19 protein-coding genes are annotated in these 20509 nt (G+C 61.2%); 8 read left to right on the plus strand and 11 right to left on the minus strand.

The window, feature by feature from the left end; all coding sequences use genetic code 11:
* Nucleotides 1–64: 64 nt before the first annotated feature.
* The 10 genes from N8A98_RS01190 to edd form a co-directional block, all read right to left on the minus strand.
* Complete coding sequence (locus tag N8A98_RS01190; protein WP_262165850.1) at nt 65–1153, minus strand: helix-turn-helix transcriptional regulator; 1089 nt, start codon at nt 1151–1153, stop codon at nt 65–67.
* 579 nt (nt 1154–1732) lie between these two features.
* Nucleotides 1733–2335, minus strand: a complete 603-nt coding sequence (locus tag N8A98_RS01195; RefSeq protein ID WP_113121578.1) for a histidine phosphatase family protein — start codon at nt 2333–2335, stop codon at nt 1733–1735.
* Entirely contained in the window at nt 2332–3366 is a 1035-nt protein-coding gene (locus N8A98_RS01200) for an ABC transporter ATP-binding protein (protein WP_262165852.1), read from the minus strand. Before N8A98_RS01200 ends, N8A98_RS01195 begins: the two co-directional genes overlap by 4 nt.
* A 9-nt stretch (nt 3367–3375) precedes the next feature.
* A complete protein-coding gene (locus tag N8A98_RS01205; protein WP_262165854.1) occupies nt 3376–5121 on the minus strand; it encodes an ABC transporter permease in 1746 nt (581 codons plus the stop codon).
* Nucleotides 5122–5174: 53 nt separating this feature from the next.
* A complete protein-coding gene (locus N8A98_RS01210; protein WP_262165856.1) occupies nt 5175–6302 on the minus strand; it encodes an ABC transporter substrate-binding protein in 1128 nt (375 codons plus the stop codon).
* Nucleotides 6303–6428: 126 nt separating this feature from the next.
* Nucleotides 6429–7265 (minus strand): MurR/RpiR family transcriptional regulator, encoded by an 837-nt coding sequence (locus N8A98_RS01215; RefSeq protein ID WP_113121574.1) that lies wholly within the window; start codon nt 7263–7265, stop codon nt 6429–6431.
* Nucleotides 7266–7687: 422 nt separating this feature from the next.
* Complete coding sequence (locus tag N8A98_RS01220) at nt 7688–8626, minus strand: class 1 fructose-bisphosphatase (protein WP_262165858.1); 939 nt, start codon at nt 8624–8626, stop codon at nt 7688–7690.
* A complete protein-coding gene (locus N8A98_RS01225; protein ID WP_262165860.1) occupies nt 8623–9612 on the minus strand; it encodes a Gfo/Idh/MocA family protein in 990 nt (329 codons plus the stop codon). The genes N8A98_RS01220 and N8A98_RS01225 overlap by 4 nt, the downstream gene beginning before the upstream one ends.
* A complete protein-coding gene (locus N8A98_RS01230) occupies nt 9609–10661 on the minus strand; it encodes an aldose epimerase family protein (protein ID WP_262165861.1) in 1053 nt (350 codons plus the stop codon). Before N8A98_RS01230 ends, N8A98_RS01225 begins: the two co-directional genes overlap by 4 nt.
* Nucleotides 10651–12465 carry a phosphogluconate dehydratase gene (gene edd, locus N8A98_RS01235; RefSeq protein WP_262165863.1) on the minus strand — a complete coding sequence of 605 codons (1815 nt, stop codon included), beginning with the start codon at nt 12463–12465 and terminating at the stop codon, nt 10651–10653. The genes N8A98_RS01230 and edd overlap by 11 nt, the downstream gene beginning before the upstream one ends.
* A gap of 231 nt (nt 12466–12696) precedes the next feature.
* Between edd and N8A98_RS01240 the strand changes: the two genes are divergently transcribed.
* The 7 genes from N8A98_RS01240 (at nt 12697) to N8A98_RS01270 (ending at nt 18687) form a co-directional block, all read left to right on the plus strand.
* The gene (locus N8A98_RS01240) at nt 12697–13605 is read left to right on the plus strand and encodes a PfkB family carbohydrate kinase (protein ID WP_262165865.1); all 909 of its coding nucleotides are present in this window, start codon (nt 12697–12699) and stop codon (nt 13603–13605) included.
* A complete protein-coding gene (locus tag N8A98_RS01245) occupies nt 13602–14654 on the plus strand; it encodes a tagatose 1,6-diphosphate aldolase (RefSeq protein WP_262165867.1) in 1053 nt (350 codons plus the stop codon). The genes N8A98_RS01240 and N8A98_RS01245 overlap by 4 nt, the downstream gene beginning before the upstream one ends.
* 28 nt (nt 14655–14682) lie before the next feature.
* Nucleotides 14683–15354 carry an amino acid ABC transporter permease gene (locus N8A98_RS01250; RefSeq protein ID WP_262165869.1) on the plus strand — a complete coding sequence of 224 codons (672 nt, stop codon included), beginning with the start codon at nt 14683–14685 and terminating at the stop codon, nt 15352–15354.
* Nucleotides 15355–15357: 3 nt separating this feature from the next.
* Nucleotides 15358–16002 carry an amino acid ABC transporter permease gene (locus N8A98_RS01255; protein WP_262165870.1) on the plus strand — a complete coding sequence of 215 codons (645 nt, stop codon included), beginning with the start codon at nt 15358–15360 and terminating at the stop codon, nt 16000–16002.
* 26 nt (nt 16003–16028) lie between these two features.
* Nucleotides 16029–16820, plus strand: coding sequence for a transporter substrate-binding domain-containing protein (locus N8A98_RS01260; RefSeq protein ID WP_262165872.1), 792 nt, complete (start codon nt 16029–16031; stop codon nt 16818–16820).
* Between the two features lie 73 nt (nt 16821–16893).
* Nucleotides 16894–17916 carry a class II fructose-bisphosphate aldolase gene (gene fba, locus N8A98_RS01265; protein WP_262165874.1) on the plus strand — a complete coding sequence of 341 codons (1023 nt, stop codon included), beginning with the start codon at nt 16894–16896 and terminating at the stop codon, nt 17914–17916.
* A 27-nt stretch (nt 17917–17943) separates the two neighbouring features.
* Nucleotides 17944–18687: an amino acid ABC transporter ATP-binding protein gene (locus N8A98_RS01270; RefSeq protein ID WP_262165876.1), complete on the plus strand. Its 744-nt coding sequence runs from the start codon at nt 17944–17946 to the stop codon at nt 18685–18687.
* Here the strand turns inward: N8A98_RS01270 and N8A98_RS01275 are convergent.
* The gene (locus N8A98_RS01275; protein WP_262165877.1) at nt 18684–19439 is read right to left on the minus strand and encodes a FadR/GntR family transcriptional regulator; all 756 of its coding nucleotides are present in this window, start codon (nt 19437–19439) and stop codon (nt 18684–18686) included. The genes N8A98_RS01270 and N8A98_RS01275 overlap by 4 nt on opposite strands.
* Before the next feature lie 612 nt (nt 19440–20051).
* On the opposite strand from N8A98_RS01275, the gene N8A98_RS01280 reads away from it, so the two are divergent.
* A complete protein-coding gene (locus tag N8A98_RS01280; RefSeq protein ID WP_262165879.1) occupies nt 20052–20291 on the plus strand; it encodes a hypothetical protein in 240 nt (79 codons plus the stop codon).
* The last annotated feature ends 218 nt before the right edge of the window (nt 20292–20509 follow it).

Genomic DNA, 20509 nt, shown 5'->3' on the forward strand with positions numbered 1-20509 from the left:
GAAGGTGAGTAGCAGCGCATCCATCATATCAACTAGCGGACATGCGCTGAGCATGTTGAGCACGCTACGTCCAACCTGAATAGCCGCTGATGCCTTTAAGCAGGGCGATCAATTGTCCTTGCTGCCCGGTGCCGGTCTTGCGAAATATCTGCGCCAGGTGCGTGCGCGCCGTGGCCACGGAAATGCCGCGCCGCGCAGCTATCTCCTTGACAGTGTGTCCAGCAGACAGATCGCCGGCAATGCCGGCTTCCGCCGCAGACAGATCGAATAATCCGCGCAAGACGGTGTCCGACGGCAGGTTACTATCCACAGCGTAGCCGGTGACAGCAACCACGGCGGCGCTGCGATCGAAAATATCGCGGGAAGCCCGATGAAGCGGAATCACATGGATGACGACGGCCCGGTCATTCTCCGCCAGCCGTATGGGGAATGATCGGATCTGGGGCGCTGTGGGGCGTTCCGGCGCGGCAAGGGCCGCCTGAAGCATCCTGTCGATCACGCGATCCCGTGCCGCGAGACGCCCAAATGCGGCAGGACGCAGAACATCCCCCAATCGTTCAAACAGAGCATTAGCTGAGATGACGACGCCCGAATCTCCGATCACGCAAGCCGGAATTTGCAGTGCATTCATGGTAGCGACGCTGGCTTCGGCGCGCTCAAGCTTAAGCCGTGAGGCCATCAGGGCCGCCCGCGCAAGATGGGGGCGAAGGCCGTCGAGCAACGCCAGTTCCTGCGGTCCGAAATCCGGTAGACCACTCTGGCGCTCGAAGGTGAAGAGCGCCATCTCGCCATCGGCCATATCCACCACCGAGCCCACCTGCCAGTCGGCACCGATCTTTTCCATATTGTGGTGATACGGATTATCTCCGTTGCGCTCATGGTCATAGAAAAAATTCGCGCGCTCAAGAAAGCCAGAATACTGCAGTTTACGCAGCCGATGAGCGGGCGGGTTTTCATACCAGAAAGGTGTTTCAGCAAATTCGGTGAGCGTATCCACCACGTTCGGCGTTGCCGCGAATAGCGGCGGTAATTTCTGGTCGATGATCAACATGGCGCCCGAGTTGGCGCCGCTGGCCCGGGCAATATCTTCCAGCACACCCGCCCATAGTTCGGGCACGAACGCAGCCTCGTAAATCCGGTCAAGAACAGTCATCCGATGGTGACCTCACACCAATTTTCCATCGCGATTGCCTCATGGCCAGAGGCAGAAAAATCGCTGTCGACCATCCGTCTCCATTGTTCGGACATCGCGGAAAATCTCCTAAGGGCGGCCCCGAGTTACTGCTTTGTCGGATTATGCCCAAAAGCCGCCGGATCGCAAACGAGGTCAAAAATTGACATTGCGAGTTTAAGGGGGAATCGCAGCTTTCAGCCAATAGATGACGCTCTGCGGCTCAACCAGAGGCCCCGAAAATCTGAGCTTCGAAACACCCTCCGGTCGGCCGCAAAAGGTGTCTGCAAAATCTAAACCACCGGGAGCGGGGGCGGTGAATGGTTTCCACCCGACAAGAGTCGGCCGTCGAGTGTCCACCCAGAACTGCCCGTCCGCAATCAGCCCTGGTCGTTGACGTTAGCAGACCGCGCCCACGCATAGCGACCGAGGCGCTCACTGAGCCGGTCAATATCTTGGCTAAGTAGCAACCTGCGTGCAAGCCATTGGGGCGACGCACTTTCAACGGCCTGTCCTTTAGGAGCGGAAGTCACACGCCAAGAGCGCGCAGTAGCCGGCCCTTTAGTCAGGCGCGTCGAGAACCAGGCCACCGGGGGTAAAGTTGAAAACTTCGAGACGCATCTCGTCTTCATTCGGTTTGCTTGCAAGGATGGTCAGACTAGCCGGCCCAACAGGGATGATCCGTCTGGGTGGCAGGTCCAGGAACGTCTGCAGCAAAGCGCGGATAACACCGCCGTGGCACACGACGAGCAATCGGTTCGCATTCTCGAAAGCGGCCTTGGTCGCCGTAGCAGTGCGCGTTGCGAAGCTTTCCCAGTCTTCTCCCCCTTCTGGCGCAAAAGTGCCGGCGCGCCAGGCACGATAGGCGTCTGGCTCATCGGCAATGATCGTTTCGATCTCACGACCCGTCCATGCGCCCACATCGACTTCACGCAGGCCTGGTTCTTTGACAGCCTCGGGAAAGCCCAACAAGTCAGCGGTCCTGCGCGCGCGACGCAGGTCGGAGGTAATAACCCGGTCGGGGGCCAGTTTTGCGATGGTCGGCGCGAGCGATACGGCCTGCGCCTCGCCCGTTTCGGACAGCCCGATATCGGCCTGTCCTTGCAATCTGCGAGCGGCATTCCATTCGGACTCGCCATGGCGCACCAGCAGCAAGCGTTTCACGACAGTCGCTCCCCATTTTGCGCGAATAGCGCGGCAGGGATCTTCGGCACCGTGAAATGAACCTTGTCTCCGACCTGCCGACGTGGCGCGGCATCGACCACGGCAGTGAGCCGAAGTGCTCCCTGCGTGCCAGTCAGCATAGTGCGTCCGGCCACGGGACTGGCCTCGGCAAAGTCGAAGGCCATGCTAGCCGCCGAGGGCTCGGCGCTGGCGATGAGGTCTTCGGGGCGATACATCGCCAGCGCATCCGCCGGCAGGTCCGCGGCGCGTTCGCGTGGCAGTGACGATACCGGTATCAGATTGGCCGGCGGTGTGCCGACAAAGGTAGCGACAAAGGCAGTGGCAGGGTTGCGCACCAGATCCTCCGGTGAGCCGAACTGTTCGACTTTCCCGCCGTTGAGTACCGCGACATGGGTCGCCATGGTCATGGCCTCAACCTGGTCATGGGTGACGTAGACGGAGGTTGCTCCGGTCGCGCGGTGCACGCGCAACAATTCCGTGCGCATCTCAACGCGCAGTTTGGCGTCAAGATTGGATAAAGGTTCGTCAAACAGCAGAATGGCTGGTCGTGGGGCGATCATCCGAGCGATGGCGACACGCTGCTGCTGGCCGCCCGAGATTTCGTTGGGATAACGGGCAGCCAGCGCCTCAATGCCTAGCATGCCGAGCACGTCGACAACCCGAGCTTTGCGCTCTGCCTTGCTGATGCCGGCGATCTTGAGCGGCCAATCGACATTGCCGGCCACCGTCATATGCGGCCAGAGCGCGTAGGATTGAAACACCAGGCCCGCATTGCGTCTGGTTGGGTCGATCATCCAGCCGCGGTCACCATCGGACACAGTGTCCTCGCCGAATTGGACCTGTCCGCCACTGGGTAGCTCAAGCCCAGCCAGCATACGCAGCATGGTGGATTTGCCGCAGCCGGAGGGCCCGACTAGCACGAGGAAGGAACCTTGCGGCACAGAAAGGGAAATGTGGTCGACGGCCTGAAAGGCGCCGAAGGATTTGGTGAGATTGTCGATACGGATCATGTTGGTATCTTACGATTTGAGCCAGGGCTGCGACTTGGCCTGCAACTGGTTGGCCAGCAGGGTCGCCGCAATCGAGATCACGAGGATCACGACGGTTATGGCATTGGCGAATTGGGTGAACCCTTCCGAGGCGTAGCGATAGGCCAGCACGGAAAGGAGCGGTGTGGTTGGCGTAAACAGCAGGACCACCAGCGATAGGTCGCGCATGATTTTAACGAAGACAATCAATCCACCCGCCGCCAGACCGCGGCTGGCCAACGGGACAGTGATCGCCGATAGGCGCCGAAGGAAACCGGCGCCGGTCATGCGGGCGCTTTCATCGAGGTCGCCCGAGACCTGCTGAATCACGGCACGACCGGTCTGCACCGAGAAGGGCAGGAGGTAAGCCGTGCCTGCAAGAAGCAGGAGCGGGAACGTGCCGTAGAGGGCGGGGAAGGGGCCTATCGGAGCACCGAACAGCGCGATATATGCCGCACCGAAGGCGATGCCAGGTACGAGCAGCGGCAGGAAGCTGATTTGGTTGATGATCCCGGCCAGCGGGCCCTTGCCATCGCGTGCCAGCACAAAAGCGACGATGAGGCCAATGATAGTGGTCGTGATCGCCACAGCTATGCCCAGCCCGATCGTTAATCCCGTTGCGGAGATGATGAACGGATTAGACCAGATGCCGGCCTGACCCTGTGCGATCGAGGGATTGGAGAGACCGCTCCAATAGTGCAGTGTCCAGTTCGAAAACAGGGCGGACGAGGCCGGCGCGAGCGACGAGGCGATGAGAATCACGACCGGCACGACAGTGGTCACGAGACAGATCAGTCCGGCGATTGCCAGCAGCGGCAGGCGCGCGGCGCGCAGCTCGAACCGCTTGGCCCGGCCGCCCTTGCCCGTGATGGTGGCATAGGACCGACGTCCGGAAATGACCTTATTGCCCAGCCACAGGAACAAGGCGGAGACCACGATCAGCAGGATGGCGATCACATAGCCACGCGCGGTCTGGCCAACTTCGATAAGACCGTAAAGGCGCGTCGCCATGGTCTGCATGCGCACTGGCAGGCCAAGCAAAGCCGGGGCGGCGAAATTGGACACCGCGCCGGCGAAGGTCAGGGAGGCGCCGGCTACAACCGCCGGCAGGGCGACGGGCAGCACAATACCGAGCAGGATACGGCCGCGCTTAGCCCCGGCCATTTGTGCGGCTTCGACCAGGTCGGAGTTGATTGTGGCGAGCGCCGCAGCAATGACCGTGAAAGCCAACGAATAATAGTGGGCGATCAGCACGATCAGCGTTGGCACCATGCCCCAGGCCAGCCAGTCCGGAATGGTGAGACCCAGGCCCTCCAGAAACCCAGCCTGGCCACCGACGCGGGAATTACGGATCAGGGAGCCCCAGGCCAGCGAGGTGGCGAAACTGGGGATCATGAAAGGCAAAGTGGACATCAGCCCGATGGTGCGCCGGAACGGCACGTCGGTCATCACCACAAGCCAGGCAAGAAAGCCGCCAATCAGCACACAACCACAGGCGACGCCGACGCCCAGAATGAGCGTATTGCTGAGCGGCAGCCAGAGCAGGTTGCGCGATAGCCGTCCGCTGGTGACATCGCTCCACGCCACAATAGCGTCAGGGCCCAGTGTGTCAGCCAGGATGCGCAATAGCGGCGCCGCGACCAGCACACCTAGAATGGCAAGAACGAAGAGTTTGAGCGCCAGGCGCCCATTGATCTGGAAAGGCCGCGCCATTGAGCGGACCGGAGCGATGGACATGATGGAATGACCCCGTGGGCTCCCGGCCAGGCCGGGAGCCGTTGCAATGGGACTTACTGCAGCGACAGAACCAGATCGCCAACGTCCTGGCGAATCTGAGCTGTTGCCGCCGGATTGATTGACCAAGCGGCGAAGTCCGCCAGCGGCACGGCATCGGGATGGCTGACAATGTCGCTGCGGGTGGCGTAGTCGCCGGCCACGTAGAACGGCTTGAAACCATCGCCGCCGGTTTCACTCGCGTCGCCCATCAAAAAGTCGATGGCAAGTCGGGCGGCGGCCGGGTGGGTCGCGGTCGCGGATACGGCAAGCACCGCCGGGAAGATGATGCCATTGGCCGGCACAACTTCATTAGCCACCTGCAGGGCCCAGCCCTCGTCTTCATTGTCACGGCGGTCCGAATAAGAGGTGAAACCGACCGGGGGATTGTCCTGACCTTTTAGGCCAATGGCCGCATTTACGTCGTCGGTCGAGGAGACGAGGATAAGGTCGTTCTCGAACAGATCAACGATGAATTGCTGGCCGGCATTCTCGACGCCATCGTCGAGCACGATGGGCTGGCCGAACTCCGCTTCATAGGCGCTCGCCATCTCGTCAGCGCGCAACACGATTTCCGTCATCAAGTCGAGATAGTCGCCGCGCTGAAGGGGATCCACCATGATGACGCGGCCGGTCCAGTCGGGCGTGGTGAGTTGCCAGAGGTTGTCGACCGGGGGACCATCAGGATTGGCCTCCTCGTTATACATCAGCACCTTGGTCGACAACCGCTGGGCCAGCAGCGGGTTCTTCTCGCTGTCGTCAAGCAGGGAGACAACGCGCGGTGGGACATATTGGGTCACAAGACCTGGTCCAAGAAGCTCTGTGAACACAACGGGCGCATCGGAAATGTAAACCACGTCGACGCTGGCGATGCCGGCGCTGGCTTCCGCCTTGATACGGGTGATCTGTTCGGTCGAGGACATGTCGTGACTGATCATGTCGATGCCGGGATAGGCGGCTTCGAAAGCGGTTTCCACGGCAGCGATGCGGCTCGTGAAAGCGTAAACTGTCACCGTACCCTCAGCCTGGGCGAGCGGCAGTAGCTCTTCCGGCGTCATCGCGTCGAGCGCGGCCAGGGGCTGGGCGGAAGCGGGAAGGGCGAGCGCCATGAAGGCGGTCGAGAGCAGTAGCGTCTTGTGGTCCATCTATTTCCTCCTCAGGAACGGACGCGTCAGGCGTCCTGTTGGATGCACATGTTGTTGCATTATGTTTGCAACATGCATGTGAACTTGCAAAAATAGGATGTGCGAAATTTCCTCGATCGCACGTCGTTAGTCGAAGGCGTCAATAAGTTGCCCTAGAGCTTCGAGGTGCTGTAGCGAGGACTTAGGGTCTTCCTTAGCCATGCTCAGCACGAGCGCGTTGCAAATGGCCATGGGCACGGTGAGCGTCTGGAACGCCTCCTGCGATCCGGTCCGGGGGGCGAACAATAGGTGATCTGCGGCCGGCACCAGGGATGGGCCAACGCTGCCGGAAATGACAATCGAGGCAGCGCCCATGGCCCGAGCATGGTTCACCAAGGCGGAATAGTGTGTAGGTTGCCGCCGAAAGGCGAATCCAACGATGGCATCGGCCGATGACATGCCCAGTACTTGCTCGGCAAGGTCGCGACCCTCGCCATGCAGCATCACGGTGTCACAGCCCATCCGACGGAGACGACGATCGATCAGCACGGCCAGTGCTTCGGCATTACCGCGCGCAAATATGTAGATGCGCCGCGCTTTGATCAGGGCTCGTGCCGCGGCCATCACCTGTGCATCATCAATATAGCGCTGCAGCCCGGCAAGCGCCTCCATCTCGCGACCGACCAGATCGCTGACCAGTCCGGCGTCGCTCGCCTGCTGCAAGGTGTTGCGGATGCGCGTCGCCGGATCGGTGCGGACGATGAACTCTTCCTGGATCGCGGCGCGGAATCCGGCATAGTTGGGATAGCCCAGTTTCTTGGCTAGCCGCGATGCCGTCGCCTCGTGGACACCGATACGTTGTGCAAGCTCACTTGCAGTACCCAAGGCAATATCGCGCGGGCTGGAAATGACCTGTTTGATCAACAATTGTTCAGCTGGCGTCAGCGCCTCTGCAACTTCCTTGACACGCTCTAATACCGACATTGCTCCTCCATGAAAGGAGGCTAGAGTAATGCAAGTTTACACGCAAGAGAATTTTATATGCAAGTATTCTTGCGTTCGCCTTCTGAAGTGTGATCCCTCACGCCCTGCGCGCTATTTGTGTGCGCGTCGTAAATAGCTGGCACGTCCCCGTCCGGATGGGACCCTACGACTTCCACGATTTCGTATGGTCAAGCGGTAGTTCGAAGGGCAAAGCGACCCTTAATTTGGGTCCTCGCACCGTCCGAATGACATTGGCCATCCGCCCGCCCGAAGGCTGCCTGCGGCCGGTAGTCGAACGCGCAAACCCCATGAAGCGGACTGCCTACTTCGTTCCTACACCGGAACCGGGCCGGTAACTGTCGTCCCATTTCGGCAATCACCCAAAGCAGCGCCAAATGACCTCTGAAGCGGAGTTTTGTCTTCTAGGTGCTATGATCGGACAGTGTGGTCACTGCCTCTTGGTCACCTGCTATGAAGCCAACGCGCTGGTGCAGGCTGGTGGGGGTTGTTTGCAATGTGTCGGCGGCGCTGCCTTGGGCATTTTCGATGATAAAGCCGATCGGATTGCACTCGTAAAGCAGTCGCAGCTTGCCTTGAGGGCGGTCGGATTGGGTGGGGTAGAGGAAGACACCGCCCTGATGAAGGATGCGGTGGATGTCGGCCACCATCGAGCCGACCCAGCGCATGTTGTAGTCGCCGCTGTCGAGCCATTGTTGGATGGTCGCCGCGAGATCGGGTGGCCACCGGGATTGGTTGGAGACATTGGCGCTGATGACCCTGGCACCGGCGGGGATCGACAGACGGTCGTGGGTCAGGAGGAACTCGCCGCTTGCGGGGTCGGCGGTGAATTGCACGACTTGTCCCGGCAGGGCCAAGAGGAGGCAGATCTGTGGGCCATAGACGACGTAGCCGGCAGCAACCTGGCGGTGGCCAGATTGGAGAAAGGCGGTATCGTCGATAGTAGTCGCTGGCGCGGGCAGGATGGAGAAGATGGTTCCGACGGTGACGTTGACGTCTATATTGCTTGATCCGTCGAGCGGGTCGAACGCCACGAGGTAGGCCGCGTCGGGGCGCGCGAATACGATGGCGTTATCTTCTTCTTCGGAGGCGATGGCGGCGATGGCAGGATTTGCGGCGAGATGGCGCTTGCAGATATCGTTGGCGAGGACGTCCAGCCGCTTTTGGGTTTCCCCCTGCACATTGACATTGTCCAGACTACCGAGTGCCCCGGTCAGCGCGCCCCCGCGGATGAGACCGGCGATTTCGGTGCTGGCGTGCGCCAGATCAAGCAGGACCGACGCGAGAGCAGTTTCGGTATGGAGGGCCAGCCAGTGGGCTAGGGTGATGGAATGGGTGGTCACGGCAAATTCTCTATTTGTGTGCGGGAGCCGGTTGTGGCGGACTGGATGGCCGCAAGGGCTGTCGCCAGAGCAATGGCGCCGTCGCGTCCGGATGCAGCAATCGGGGCGCCGTTGCGGGCGGCCTGTTGAAAATTGTCGATGAGGGCGGCGTAAGGATCATGGTGCGCGATCGACAGGATGTGGGGGCCGCTCTGATCGTGCAGTGTCAGGCTGCCCGCGGGCCGGCCTGAAAGGCAGTCCTCGGCAATCAGGCGGCCGGCATCGCCGATCACTTCGAGCCGTGTCTGGCCAAAAGGCGCGTCGAAATCATCGTGGAATTGGGCTGACAGAGTGGGGCCGAAGTCGAGAATGCCCATAATGGCATGCGGCGGCTCGCCATTTGGGCCGGAAAAGGCTGCGGAGACCGATCGCGGGTCGCTTGCGAGCAGGAACCGTAGCAGGTCGATATCGTGGACCGTTTTGTCGAGCACTATGCCTGCGCCGGGGCCGCTAAGACGCCAGCCGCGCAAGTGCCCAGGCAGCCAGCCGGCATTGCTGATGATCACCGCGCGAGGCGTGCCAATCTGGCCCGATACTATGCAGTCGCGGATTTTGCGATGCACCGCATTGTGCCGCAGATGGTGGTTCACCGCCAGAATGCGGCCCGCCGCGCCGGCGGCTGCGATCATGCGACGGGCGTCGGCGAGATCGATGGCAATCGGCTTTTCGCAGAGGACATGGCAGCCGGTGTCTAGTGCTTGCAGGGTTTGGGCGCAATGCTGGGCATTGGTGCTCGAGATATAGACCGCATCGGCATTGGCCACTGCCTTAGCCAGATGCTGGGTGGCCAGCGGCAGGGCGAAATCGGCCGCGAAGGCCTCGGCCCGTTCCAGATTGCCCGACTGCACCGCGACAATGTTGCCGCCTGCCGCCCTGATCGCCGCGACTATGCGCTCGCGGGCAATGGTGGAGGCGCCGATCAGCGCCCAGCGCAAGCCCGTGGTCATGGGGTGATCGTGGAGAACGAAATCTCCATGCGGTGATCATAAATTTGTCCGGGGCGCAGCACTGAGGAGGGGAAGCAGGCCTCGTTTGGCGCGTTGGGAAAGTTCTGCGTTTCAAGCGCGAAGCCGGCATAGCGCTGGTAGAGGGCGCCGTTCTTGCCTTGCGTCGGTGCGTCGGCGAAGTGGTTGGCGGTATAGAGCTGCACGCCGGGCTGGTTGGAGCGCAATTGCATGGCGCGCCCGCTGACGGGATCAAATGCCTCGGCGGACAGATGCATGTTGCCGTCGAAATTGCTGTGACAGAGATTGTGATCATAGCCACCGCTGGGCCAAGCGGCGGCGATGTCGCGTCCTATTGGTTTGGCGGTGGTGAAGTCGAAGGGGGTGTCGGTGACACTGGCAATTTCGCCCGTTGGAATTTTGTCTGGCGTCACGGGCGTATAGGTGTCCGCAACGATGCGGAGCATCTGCTGCTCGACGCTGCCGCTCCCATGGCCTGCAAGGTTCCAATAGCCGTGATAGACGAGGTTGCAGATGGTTGGACGATCACTGGTCGCCTGCATGTGGATTTCGAGGGTTCCGTCAGGCCTCAGCCCGTAGTGGACGCTGGCATCCAGAGCGCCGGGATAGCCCTGATCGCCATCGGGACTGTGCAGGCGGAATTGCACGCTATTGCTTGTCTCGTCGGGATGAGCAGTCCAGAACCTTTTGCCGAAACCGGGCAGGCCGCCATGCAGGTGGTGCTCGCCATTGTTGCGTGGGAGTTGGAAATCCTGCCCGTCCAGCGAGAAACGGCCCTGGGCGAGGCGGTTGGAGTGGCGACCGCAGATGGCGCCGGCATTGCCGGGCTTGGTGACGTAATCGGCCGGATCGTCATAGCCGAGCACGATATCGTCGACCTGCCCATTGCGGTCCGGCCGGGTGAGGCGGGTCAGGATGGCGCCGAAGGTCATCACCTCGATGCTGGTTTGCCCGGCCGAGAGGCGATAGGCCTCGACGGGCTGGCCATCGATGCTGCCCAGGGTGATCTGCTGGATTGTGTTAGCTGACAATGCTGGCTCCTGTTTCGGCGCCGCTGGCCATGGAGCGGAGCTTGGAGAAAAGTTCACGGCCGCTGCCACGCTGGCGGCGGATGGGGGATGGCGCTGGCTCGCGCGCGGCAAATTCGGCGGGATCAACGAGGACGTCGAGCCGGCCACTGGTCGCGTCCAGAACCAGCATGTCGCCATCGCGCAGTTTGCCGATGGCGCCACCATCCTGGGCTTCGGGGGTGACGTGAATGGCGGCTGGCACTTTGCCCGATGCGCCTGACATGCGGCCATCGGTTACCAGGGCAACTTTGAGGCCCCGGTCCTGCAGCACGCCAAGCGCAGGGGTGAGCTTGTGCAGTTCGGGCATGCCGCAGGCCTTGGGGCCCTGATAGGGCAGCACGGCGATGAAATCGCTGGTTAGCTCGCCGGCCTTGAAGGCGTCGAGCAGGGCGGATTGGGTTGCAAAAATGCGGGCAGGGGCCTTGATAAGCTGGTGCTCTTCGGCAACCGCCGAGACTTTGATGACGGCCCGCCCGAGCCCACCTTCGAGCAGCTTTAGCCCGCCTTTTGGGAGGAAGGGCTTGCTGGCGTTACGCAGCACGGTTTCATCGGCGCTGGATGTGCCGGCGTCGCGCCACACCAGTTCGCCGCCATCAAGGAAAGGCTCGCGCGTATAGGCGGACAGGCCCTGGCCCAACATGGTCGTGACGTCATCATGCAGCAGGCCGGAATCGCGCAGGGTGCGGATGAGAAAGCCCATGCCGCCCGCCGCGTGGAAGTGATTGATATCGGCCGCGCCATTGGGGTAGGCGCGAACGAGGAGCGGGATGATTTCGGAAAGATCCGAGAAGTCATCCCAGGTGAGGATGATGCCGGCGGCGCGCGCCATGGCGATCAAATGCATGGTGTGGTTGGTCGAGCCGCCCGTTGCGAGCAATCCGATGATGCCGTTGACGAAGGCAGGGACATCGAGAATACGGGCGATGGGCGTGTGGTCCGGGCCGGGTTCGGCGAGGGCCACGGCGCGGATGGCGGCTGCCTCGGTGAGGGCGTTGCGCAGCGGTGTGTTGGGATTGACGAAGCTGGAGCCGGGCAGGTGCAGGCCCATGATTTCCATCAGCATCTGATTGGAATTAGCTGTGCCGTAAAAGGTGCAGGTGCCGGCCGAATGGTAGGATTTGGCTTCGGCCTCAAGTAATTCGGCACGGTCGGCCTTGCCTTCGGCATAGAGTTGGCGCACGCGCACCTTTTCCTTGTTGGGCAGGCCGGATGGCATGGGCCCGGCGGGCACGAAGACAGCGGGCAGGTGGCCGAAGGTGAGGGCGCCGATGACGAGGCCCGGCACGATCTTGTCGCAGACCCCGAGATAGAGCGCGGCATCGAAGGCGTCGTGGCTGAGGGCAATGGCGGTGGACATGGCAATCACGTCGCGGGAGAACAGCGACAGCTCCATGCCGTCCTGGCCCTGCGTAATGCCGTCGCACATGGCCGGAACGCCGCCAGCCACTTGCGCTACGGCGCCGGCCTGCCGAACGGACTTTTTGATCAGCGCGGGATAGGCCTCGAAGGGTTGGTGGGCCGAGACCATGTCATTGTAGGAGGTGATGATGCCGATATTGCTGGCGCGGGCACCGAGCAGGTCGCGCTTCTCGCCCGGCATGCAGGCGGCAGCGACGTGGGCAATGTTGCCGCAACTGAGCAGATTGCGCCGTGGCCCGGCCTCCAGACTCTCTGCGACCTGATCGAGATAGTCGTCGCGCGTGCCGGCGGACCGCTCCTCGATCCGTCTGGTTACCATGGCGATTTTTGTATGCAGCGCGGTCATCCACAGGCTCCCAGCCCGGAAAACCGGGCCATTTAGCGTCTCGTGAACTTGCTTGTAAATTTTATTGACTACATGTCAAGCCGTGACTATGGTCCCAACAAATAGCGAGCGGGCCGGCAAGGACCCGCTGAGGATTGCACCAAAAACTACAGTGCGAACTTGCTCCGAAGGCTGGGGCGGGGGCGTACAAGGTTGCCCGATTATTGGCCGCGAGGCCGTGGAGACGTGACTATGTCGACCCGCCGTATCGTGACATTGGGAAACGCCTTTCTCGATACGATCGTGTATCTGCCCGTTCTGCCGACCGCCCCAACCAAGATCCGCGCCACCGATGTGCGCCGAACCGGCGGTGGGATTGCCGCGACGGCCGCCTATACCACCGCCGTGCTGGGTGCCCAGACGGCTTATTGGGGCCGCCTTGGCCAGGACGATACAGGTGACCAGATATTGACGCGTCTTAATGCCGTTGGCGTGCAAACCTCTGCGGTTCGGCGCGTGCAGGGTGGCGTCAGCCCCATCGGCACCATTCTGGTGTCGCCGGGCGGCGATCGTATGGCCTTTGGCTTTATCGGCCGAGGCCTGGGTGATGCTGCAGACTGGCTGCCGCTGGACGAGCTTGATGGCGTGCATGGTGTGCTCGCCGATTATAGCTGGTGGGAAGGCGCTTCGGCGGTGTTCGTGGCGGCGCGTGAGCGGGGCATTGTGAGTGTGCTTGACGCCGATATCGGCGATATGGATGCAGTGCGCCGCTTGCTAGATTTGCCCGACCATGTGGTTTTTTCATCGGCCTGTCTCGCCCGGCTGGCCGATACCAGCGATATCGAGGCTGGGCTGCGCCATGCCAGTGACCTGTGCCGGGGCGTGGTGGCTGTAACCGATGGCGAACACGGCTTTTTCTGGCTCGATGGCGATGTTGTGCGCAATGTCCCTGCCTTTCCGGTCACCGCCATTGATACCAATGGCGCAGGCGATATTTTTCACGGCGCCTATACGTTGGGGCTAGCCGAAGGCCTCGATGTGGAAGGGGCCGCACGCTTTGCCGGTGCCACGGCTGCCCTCAAATGCCAACGCGGCAGCGGCTGGGAAAGCATTCCCGATCGTGCCGCCGTCAACGCCCTGCTCAATGGAAGCGCCTCATGAACATTACCCCTGGAAAACTTTGGGGCATACGTCGGCTGGCCGACGATCGGGGCCGCTTCAAGATGCTGGCGATGGACCAGACCGGTCCGATCGTAAACCCGATCAAGGCGGTGCGTGGGCTCGACCATGCGCCCTATGCCGATGTGTCGGCGGTCAAGCGTCTGCTGGGCAAGCATCTCGCGCCCAAGGCATCGGCCGTGCTCATCGATCCGCCGCTGGGCTATGCTGCCGCCGTCGATGACCTGTCGCCGCGCAAGGGGCTGCTGGTTGCCACCGAATGGGCGACCTGGGAAGTGACCGAGACCGGCCGTAAATCGCGCAATATCCCCGGCTGGGATCCGTCGGTCATCCGCCGCATCGGCGGCGATGCCGTCAAGGTGAACCTGTGGTACCGCTCCGATGTCAGTGCTGACGTGAAGGACCACCAACTGGCCTATCTCGACAGCGTCAAGCAGGCCTGCCGCGAGAACGATATTCCGTTCGTGTTGGAATTCCTGGTCTATCCATTCCCTTCAGAAACGCCCGAGGCCTTCGCTGCCCGCCGCGTCGAACTGGTGTTGCAGGCTCTGGGTGATGTGGACGCAATGAACCCCGATGGGGTGGATGTCTACAAGCTCGAGCCGCCCACCGAGGTCATCAACGTCCCCGACCCGCATGGGCCGCAAGCAGCTGCCGTGCAAGCCCGGTTTGACCAAGTGTCCGCCGGTGTCAGTCGTCCCTGGGTTCTGCTCAGCGCTGGCGCCACGCCGCAAGATTTTATTCGTTTGCTGACCTATGCCTTCCGGGCCGGCGCCAACGGCTATCTGGCGGGTCGGGCCATCTGGGCCGCCGCCTTCTCTCGCTTCCCCGACCTTGCCGCCATGGAAACAGCGCTGGCCGGACAGGCGCCCGCACTGATGGACGAACTCAATGCCCTGACCGATGCCCATGCCACGCCGTGGATGGACCATCGCGCCTGGCAGGACGGCATTAAGATGGCGCCATCGGGCGAAAACTTCGCGCCCGCCTATGGCCACTTCGCCCAGACCGGGTCAGTGGTGCCGCAATGAACCATTGGCTCGCAATGAGGCGGTTGGCATGAACCCCCTTGATTTCAGTGGCGTGCTGTCGCGCAGCGACCTTCTGCTTAAAGGCGTGTGGCTCACCGCCCAGATATCGCTGGCTGCCATGGCTTTTGCGCTGGTCATCGGCGTACTGGCCGCGGTGATGACACTGGCCGGTAGCAAGCTGCTGCGCTGGCCCGTCATGGCCTATGTGGAAGTCATCCGCAACACGCCCTTTATCGTGCAGGTCTTCCTGATCTATTTCGGCCTGCCGACTTTGGGCCTGCGTCTAGACCCAATCACGGCGGCCATTTTGGCGATGTCGATCTATGGCGGGGCCTATACCAGCGAGATTATTCGCGCCGGTATCCAGTCGATCAACAAGGGTCAGATCGAAGCGGGCAGGGCGCTCGGCATGTCGCCGCTGACCATCTTTCGCTACGTCGTGCTCAAGCCCGCTTTGTCCTCGGTGTTTCCGTCGCTGGTCGCCCAATTCATCCTGCTGCTGCTGTCCTCGAGCGTGGTCTCTGCCATCTCGGTGCCCGAACTCACCGGCACGGGCAATGACATCCAGGGGCTGACCCTGCGCAACATGGAAATCTACCTCGTGATCGCGGTGATTTATGTCGCTCTGGTTGCCGCGCTCAAGGGCGGGATGACCGTGTTGGAGCGTGTCTTGTTCCCCTTCAAGTTCCTGAGGCGCTGAGCGATGTTTCAACAGTTCAGCTTCAACCACGTCCTGTTCATGCTTACCGGCCTCGGCTGGACTATCGGGCTGGCCGCCATTGCCTTGGTGGGTGGGTCGATCGCGGGCTCGGTGCTCACGCTAATGCGGGTGTCGAGCAATCCGTTCCTGAGCCGCCTGGCCCAGTTCTATATCTTCATCGTGCAGGGCACGCCGCTGCTGGTGACGCTGTTCATCGCCTACTTCGGCGCCACCTATCTGGGCTTTTCGGTTGCCCCGCTGACAGCGATTGCGGTGGCGTTTTCCTTCTATGCCGCAGCCTTTCTCGGCGATATCTGGCGCGGCGCCATCCAGTCGGTTCCGGCCGGGCAACGCGAAGGGGCCCATGCCCTAGGCCTGAGCCGCGCCCATGCCATGCGCTACATCATCGTGCCGCAGGCCATCCGCATCGCGACACCCCCAACGGTCGGGTTTTTCGTCCAGCTCATCAAGAACACCTCGCTGGCGTCGGTCGTGGGCATCGTCGAGCTGACCCGCACCTCGCAGATCGTCAGCAATGCCACGTTCAAGCCGCTCGAGGTCTATCTGACAGCCGCGCTGTTCTACTTCCTCGTCTGCTTTCCCATCACGCTCATCAGCCGCAGTCTTGAAAAACGGCTGAGCGTTTGAACCATCATCACCGGAGGAGAAACCTGATGATCCGACTTGCCCGAAACCTCGCCTTTGCTGCCGCCGCAACGCTGGTCATGTCGACCACCGCAATGGCGCAGGCCGCCAACACGCTCGATGAGATCGTAGCGCGCGGCAAGATCATCGTCGGCATCTCGCTGTCGACCCCGCCCTATGGCATGACCGATGCCGACCTCAAGCCCGCCGGCTTTGACGTTGCCATCGCCAATCTGATCGCCCGTGATCTGGGTGTGGAACTGGAAATCCTTGATCAGGTGTCCCAGTCGCGCATTCCGAACCTCACCAGCAACAAGGTCGATATCATCGTCTCCTCGCTGGGCATCACCGCCGAGCGCGCCAAGACGATCATGTATACCAATGCCATCTATGTCGATGAGCAGATGGTGATCGCGCCGGCCTCGGCCGCCATCACTTCGCTCGACGATCTGGTGGGCAAGCGCGTCGGCGTTACCCGCTCCACCACCAATGATACCATCATCACCGAAAAGGCCGTCGAAGGCACCAATATCCAGCGCTTCGACGATGACGCGGCTACCAATCAGGCCCTGTTTGCTGGCCAGGTCGATGCCATTGTGTCCGGTGTGGCGGCGGCCAACGCCATCAATGCCCAGACCGATCAGTTTCAGCGCAAATTCGCCGTTCGTCAGTCGCCCATGGGCATTGGCGTGCGTCGGGGCGATGCCGACCTGCACCAGTGGCTGAATACCGAAATCATGCTGCTGTGGAACTCGGGCGAAATCCAGGCTGCCCAGCAGCAATGGCTCGGCGTGACCAACCCAGACCTGCCGCGCTTCTAGTCCTCCTCCGGCCCCGCATTGCTCCCCCATGTCACCGATGCGGGGCCAACCTCTCCCGAAAAAGGCTTTATCCATGTCCCGCATCACCCTTCGCCAGCTTCTCGATCATGCCGCAGAGCATCAATATGGCGTGCCCGCCTTCAGCGTCACCAGCATGGAGCAGATGCTGGCCGTCATGGCCGCTGCCGATGCTGTCGATGCGCCAGTCATTCTGCAGGTTGGCACCAAGGCGCGCGCCTATGCGGGCGATGTGATGGTCGAGCATCTGTTTGCCGCCCTCGAAAAGCTCTATCCCCATATTCCGATGGTGGTGCACCAGGATCACGGCAATAGCGAAGAGACCTGCGCCACCGCGCTGCAACACAAATTCAGCTCGGTGATGATGGACGGCTCGCTGCTGGCCGATGCCAAGACCCCGTCGGACTATGACTATAATGTTCGGGTCACCGCGTCAGTTTCGAACATGGCGCACTGGATGGGCGCATCGGTCGAAGGCGAAATCGGCGTCTTGGGTAAGCTCGAAAACCGCAATGACGAACGCCTGCTGACCGATCCCGATCAGGCCGTCGCATTCGTCAAAGCAACCAAGGTCGATGCGCTCGCTATCGCCATGGGCACCTCGCATGGCGCATACAAATTCAGCCGCAAGCCTGATGGCGATGTGTTGGCCATGGATCGGCTGGAGGAAATCCACCGCCGCCTGCCAGACACCCACCTGGTGATGCACGGCTCCTCATCAGTCCCGCAGGAGCTGCAGGACATCATGAACAAGTACGGCGCCGACATCAAACAGACCTGGGGCGTGCCGATCGAGGAAATCCAGCGCGGCATCAAGCATGGCGTGCGCAAGGTCAATATCGACACCGACAACCGCATGGCGCTGATCGGGCAGATCCGCAAGGTCATGCATGAAGACCCCAAGGAATTCGATATCCGCAACATGATGAAGCCCGGCATGGATGCTATCACCAAGCTCTGCAAGCAGCGGCTGGAAGAGTTCGGCACCGCCGGACACGCCGGCAAGATCAAGGTCATCACCATGGCGGATATGGCCAAGCGCTATGCGTCGGGCCAGCTCGACCCCAAGATCCAGTAACGCGCGACGACAGGTTGGAATTTTACAATGAGTGCAAGCGATAGCGTTGTCAGCGCCAAAAAGGTCAGCAAGTTCTTTACCGGCTTTCAGGCCCTCAAGGATATTGATCTGAACGTCGCCAAGGGCGAGACCATCGTGGTCTGCGGCCCCTCGGGGTCAGGCAAGTCGACGCTGATCCGTTGCCTCAATGCGCTGGAACAGCACCAGTCGGGTGAATTGGTAGTGTGCGGGATCGAGCTGACCAGTTCGCGTCAGTCCATCGATGCGGTGCGCCGCCGCACCGGGATGGTGTTTCAGAACTTCAACCTGTTCCCGCATATGACGGTCATCGAAAACTGCATGATCGCCCCGATGAAGGTCAAAGGCATGTCGCGCGACGAAGCACGTGCGACAGCCGAGCGGTTCCTCAAGCGGGTGCATATTCCCGAACAGGCCGACAAATATCCGGCCCAATTGTCCGGTGGCCAGCAGCAGCGCGTGGCGATTGCCCGGGCGCTGTCGATGAGCCCCGATGTGATGCTGTTTGACGAGCCAACCTCGGCACTTGATCCGGAAATGGTGCGCGAAGTGCTCGACACCATGGTGGAGTTGGCCAAAGAGGGTTCGACCATGATCTGCGTCACCCACGAGATGAATTTCGCCCGCCAGGTTGCCGATCGCGTCATCTTCATGGATCGCGGCACCATCGTGGAATCAGGGGCGCCGGAAGCCTTTTTCGCCAATCCCCAAACCGATCGCGCCCGGGAATTTCTCGCACAAATCCTGCATTAATTCGTTGAGCGCTGGGCGCCATCAAGCGCTTGGCTGTTTTCGAGATGGCGCACGTCCAGAACCGCCGCCCGGGCCTGTATGAGGTGATACTTCATGTAGCTCGCGGCGGCGTCGCTATCTTCGGCCGTTATGGCGTCGAGGATGCGGGTATGCTCCTCGATGATGCGCAGCCGGCGGCCCGGTGAACGTTCGCGCGCCAGCTCCAGCCCGATATTCATCGTTTCGGTGACTGGTTGGCGCAGATCGTTGAGCAGGTCACAGAAATAGTCATTGCCGGCCGCTCTAGCGACAGCGTCATGGAACTCGATATCTTGTTCCTGACCGCGCTCGCCTGACGCAATTGCGCTGCGAAGCGCCTCGATGGCAGCATGGGCGCGATCGAGATCGGCGCGAGTCCGCCGCAATGCTGCGAGGCGCGCGGCCTCCACCTCCAGAACGATGCGTGGTTCAAACGAGCGCAGGTAGCTGGAGAGTTCGGACGTGTTAGCCAGCTCGGTCAAGCGGCTTGAGGGCTGAGTCGAGACAAAGGTTCCAATGCCACGTTTGGATTGAATTAATCCATCAGTCGTCAGCCGGAGCAGCGCCTCACGAACAACCGGACGTGACACTGCGAAACTGAGGGAGAGTTCGGCCTCGGAGGGCAGTTTGTCGCCCGAAGCAAACCGGCCGGACGTGATCCCATCAAGAATCTGGCCGTACACCGTGTCTGCCAGACGTTCCTTGCGCGCGGGCTTGAGAGTGAGGTTCTGCATGCTCGGATTCTACCTCGTACACTGCCGCGCGACAATCAAAAGCAGGAGCTTGGTATTCATTAGCCGCCAGTCACTGTCGATCCGTCTGCTGTCGCTTGGGCCGTGCGCAGTCCCTGACCAGAAGGTCTGGGCTTTTTTGACGGAAGAGCGAAAGGGCAAGGCCCAAACCCTGCCTATTTCTCCCGCAACAAACGATGAGCCGCGCTCACCAACTCGCGGGTGCTGGCCACCGCGTCTTTTATCTGGCGCCGCTGCCTCTTGAGAGTCGCGACGGGCCGCGGCCCGAGCAGTTTGTGCCTCCTGTACGGCATCTCTTGCAGCCGCTCCAGTGCGGCCAATTTCGCGTCTAGGTCATCTCCCATAGGGACCAGCCTGCGGTGACTAGGCTTAGGCAACAACAATGCGGAATTGGCCGGGAGGTCTCGTTTCCAAAACATTGGATAAGAGGAGAGGCCTCCGCTGTGGCGGCGGGTTCAGCATCATGAAGTGGGCGAGGATCACCATGACAGCCGCCAGCATTCACATTCGGAACGCGGGCAGGGACTGGATTTACGCCGCCATGCGAGGTAACCGGCGGTGCCGCTGCAGCACTGTGCAGCCGAAGGGAAACAAATGAGCAAACTGCTCCGCCTGGCCGTCATTGTCGTGCTTGTGTTTGTCGTTGTACTTGGTGGCTTTTGGTACCGCTACGTGACCAACACAGAGAGCCCCTACCAAGAAGTCGGAATTGAGCTCAACAGCCGCATGCCGGAACCCATTCGCAAATGGGGGTGTGACAAGCTGCGGTCCAATTTTGCCAGCGCCGTGCCGCCTTACGGATGCTCCACTGGAGACGGTACAAGCTGGATCTAGCGCACCTTCGGGGGCATTAGTCGGTGCATTCTTGGGCGGCACCAGCGCATCATTCTCGTTCTTCAATGAGAGGGAAATCGGGAGGACAAGGATTTTGGGGGCTCGTTGCCCTCCCTAAGTCCTCCAGTTGAGCCAGCGGACCTAAGCGATAAAGACCCCAGGATTCCGGCAACAAAAAGCCCGCTGGTTGGGCGAGGAGATTAAGCGTCGACGAGGCG

This window comes from Devosia neptuniae (assembly GCF_025452235.1).
Taxonomy (GTDB): Bacteria; Pseudomonadota; Alphaproteobacteria; order Rhizobiales; family Devosiaceae; genus Devosia.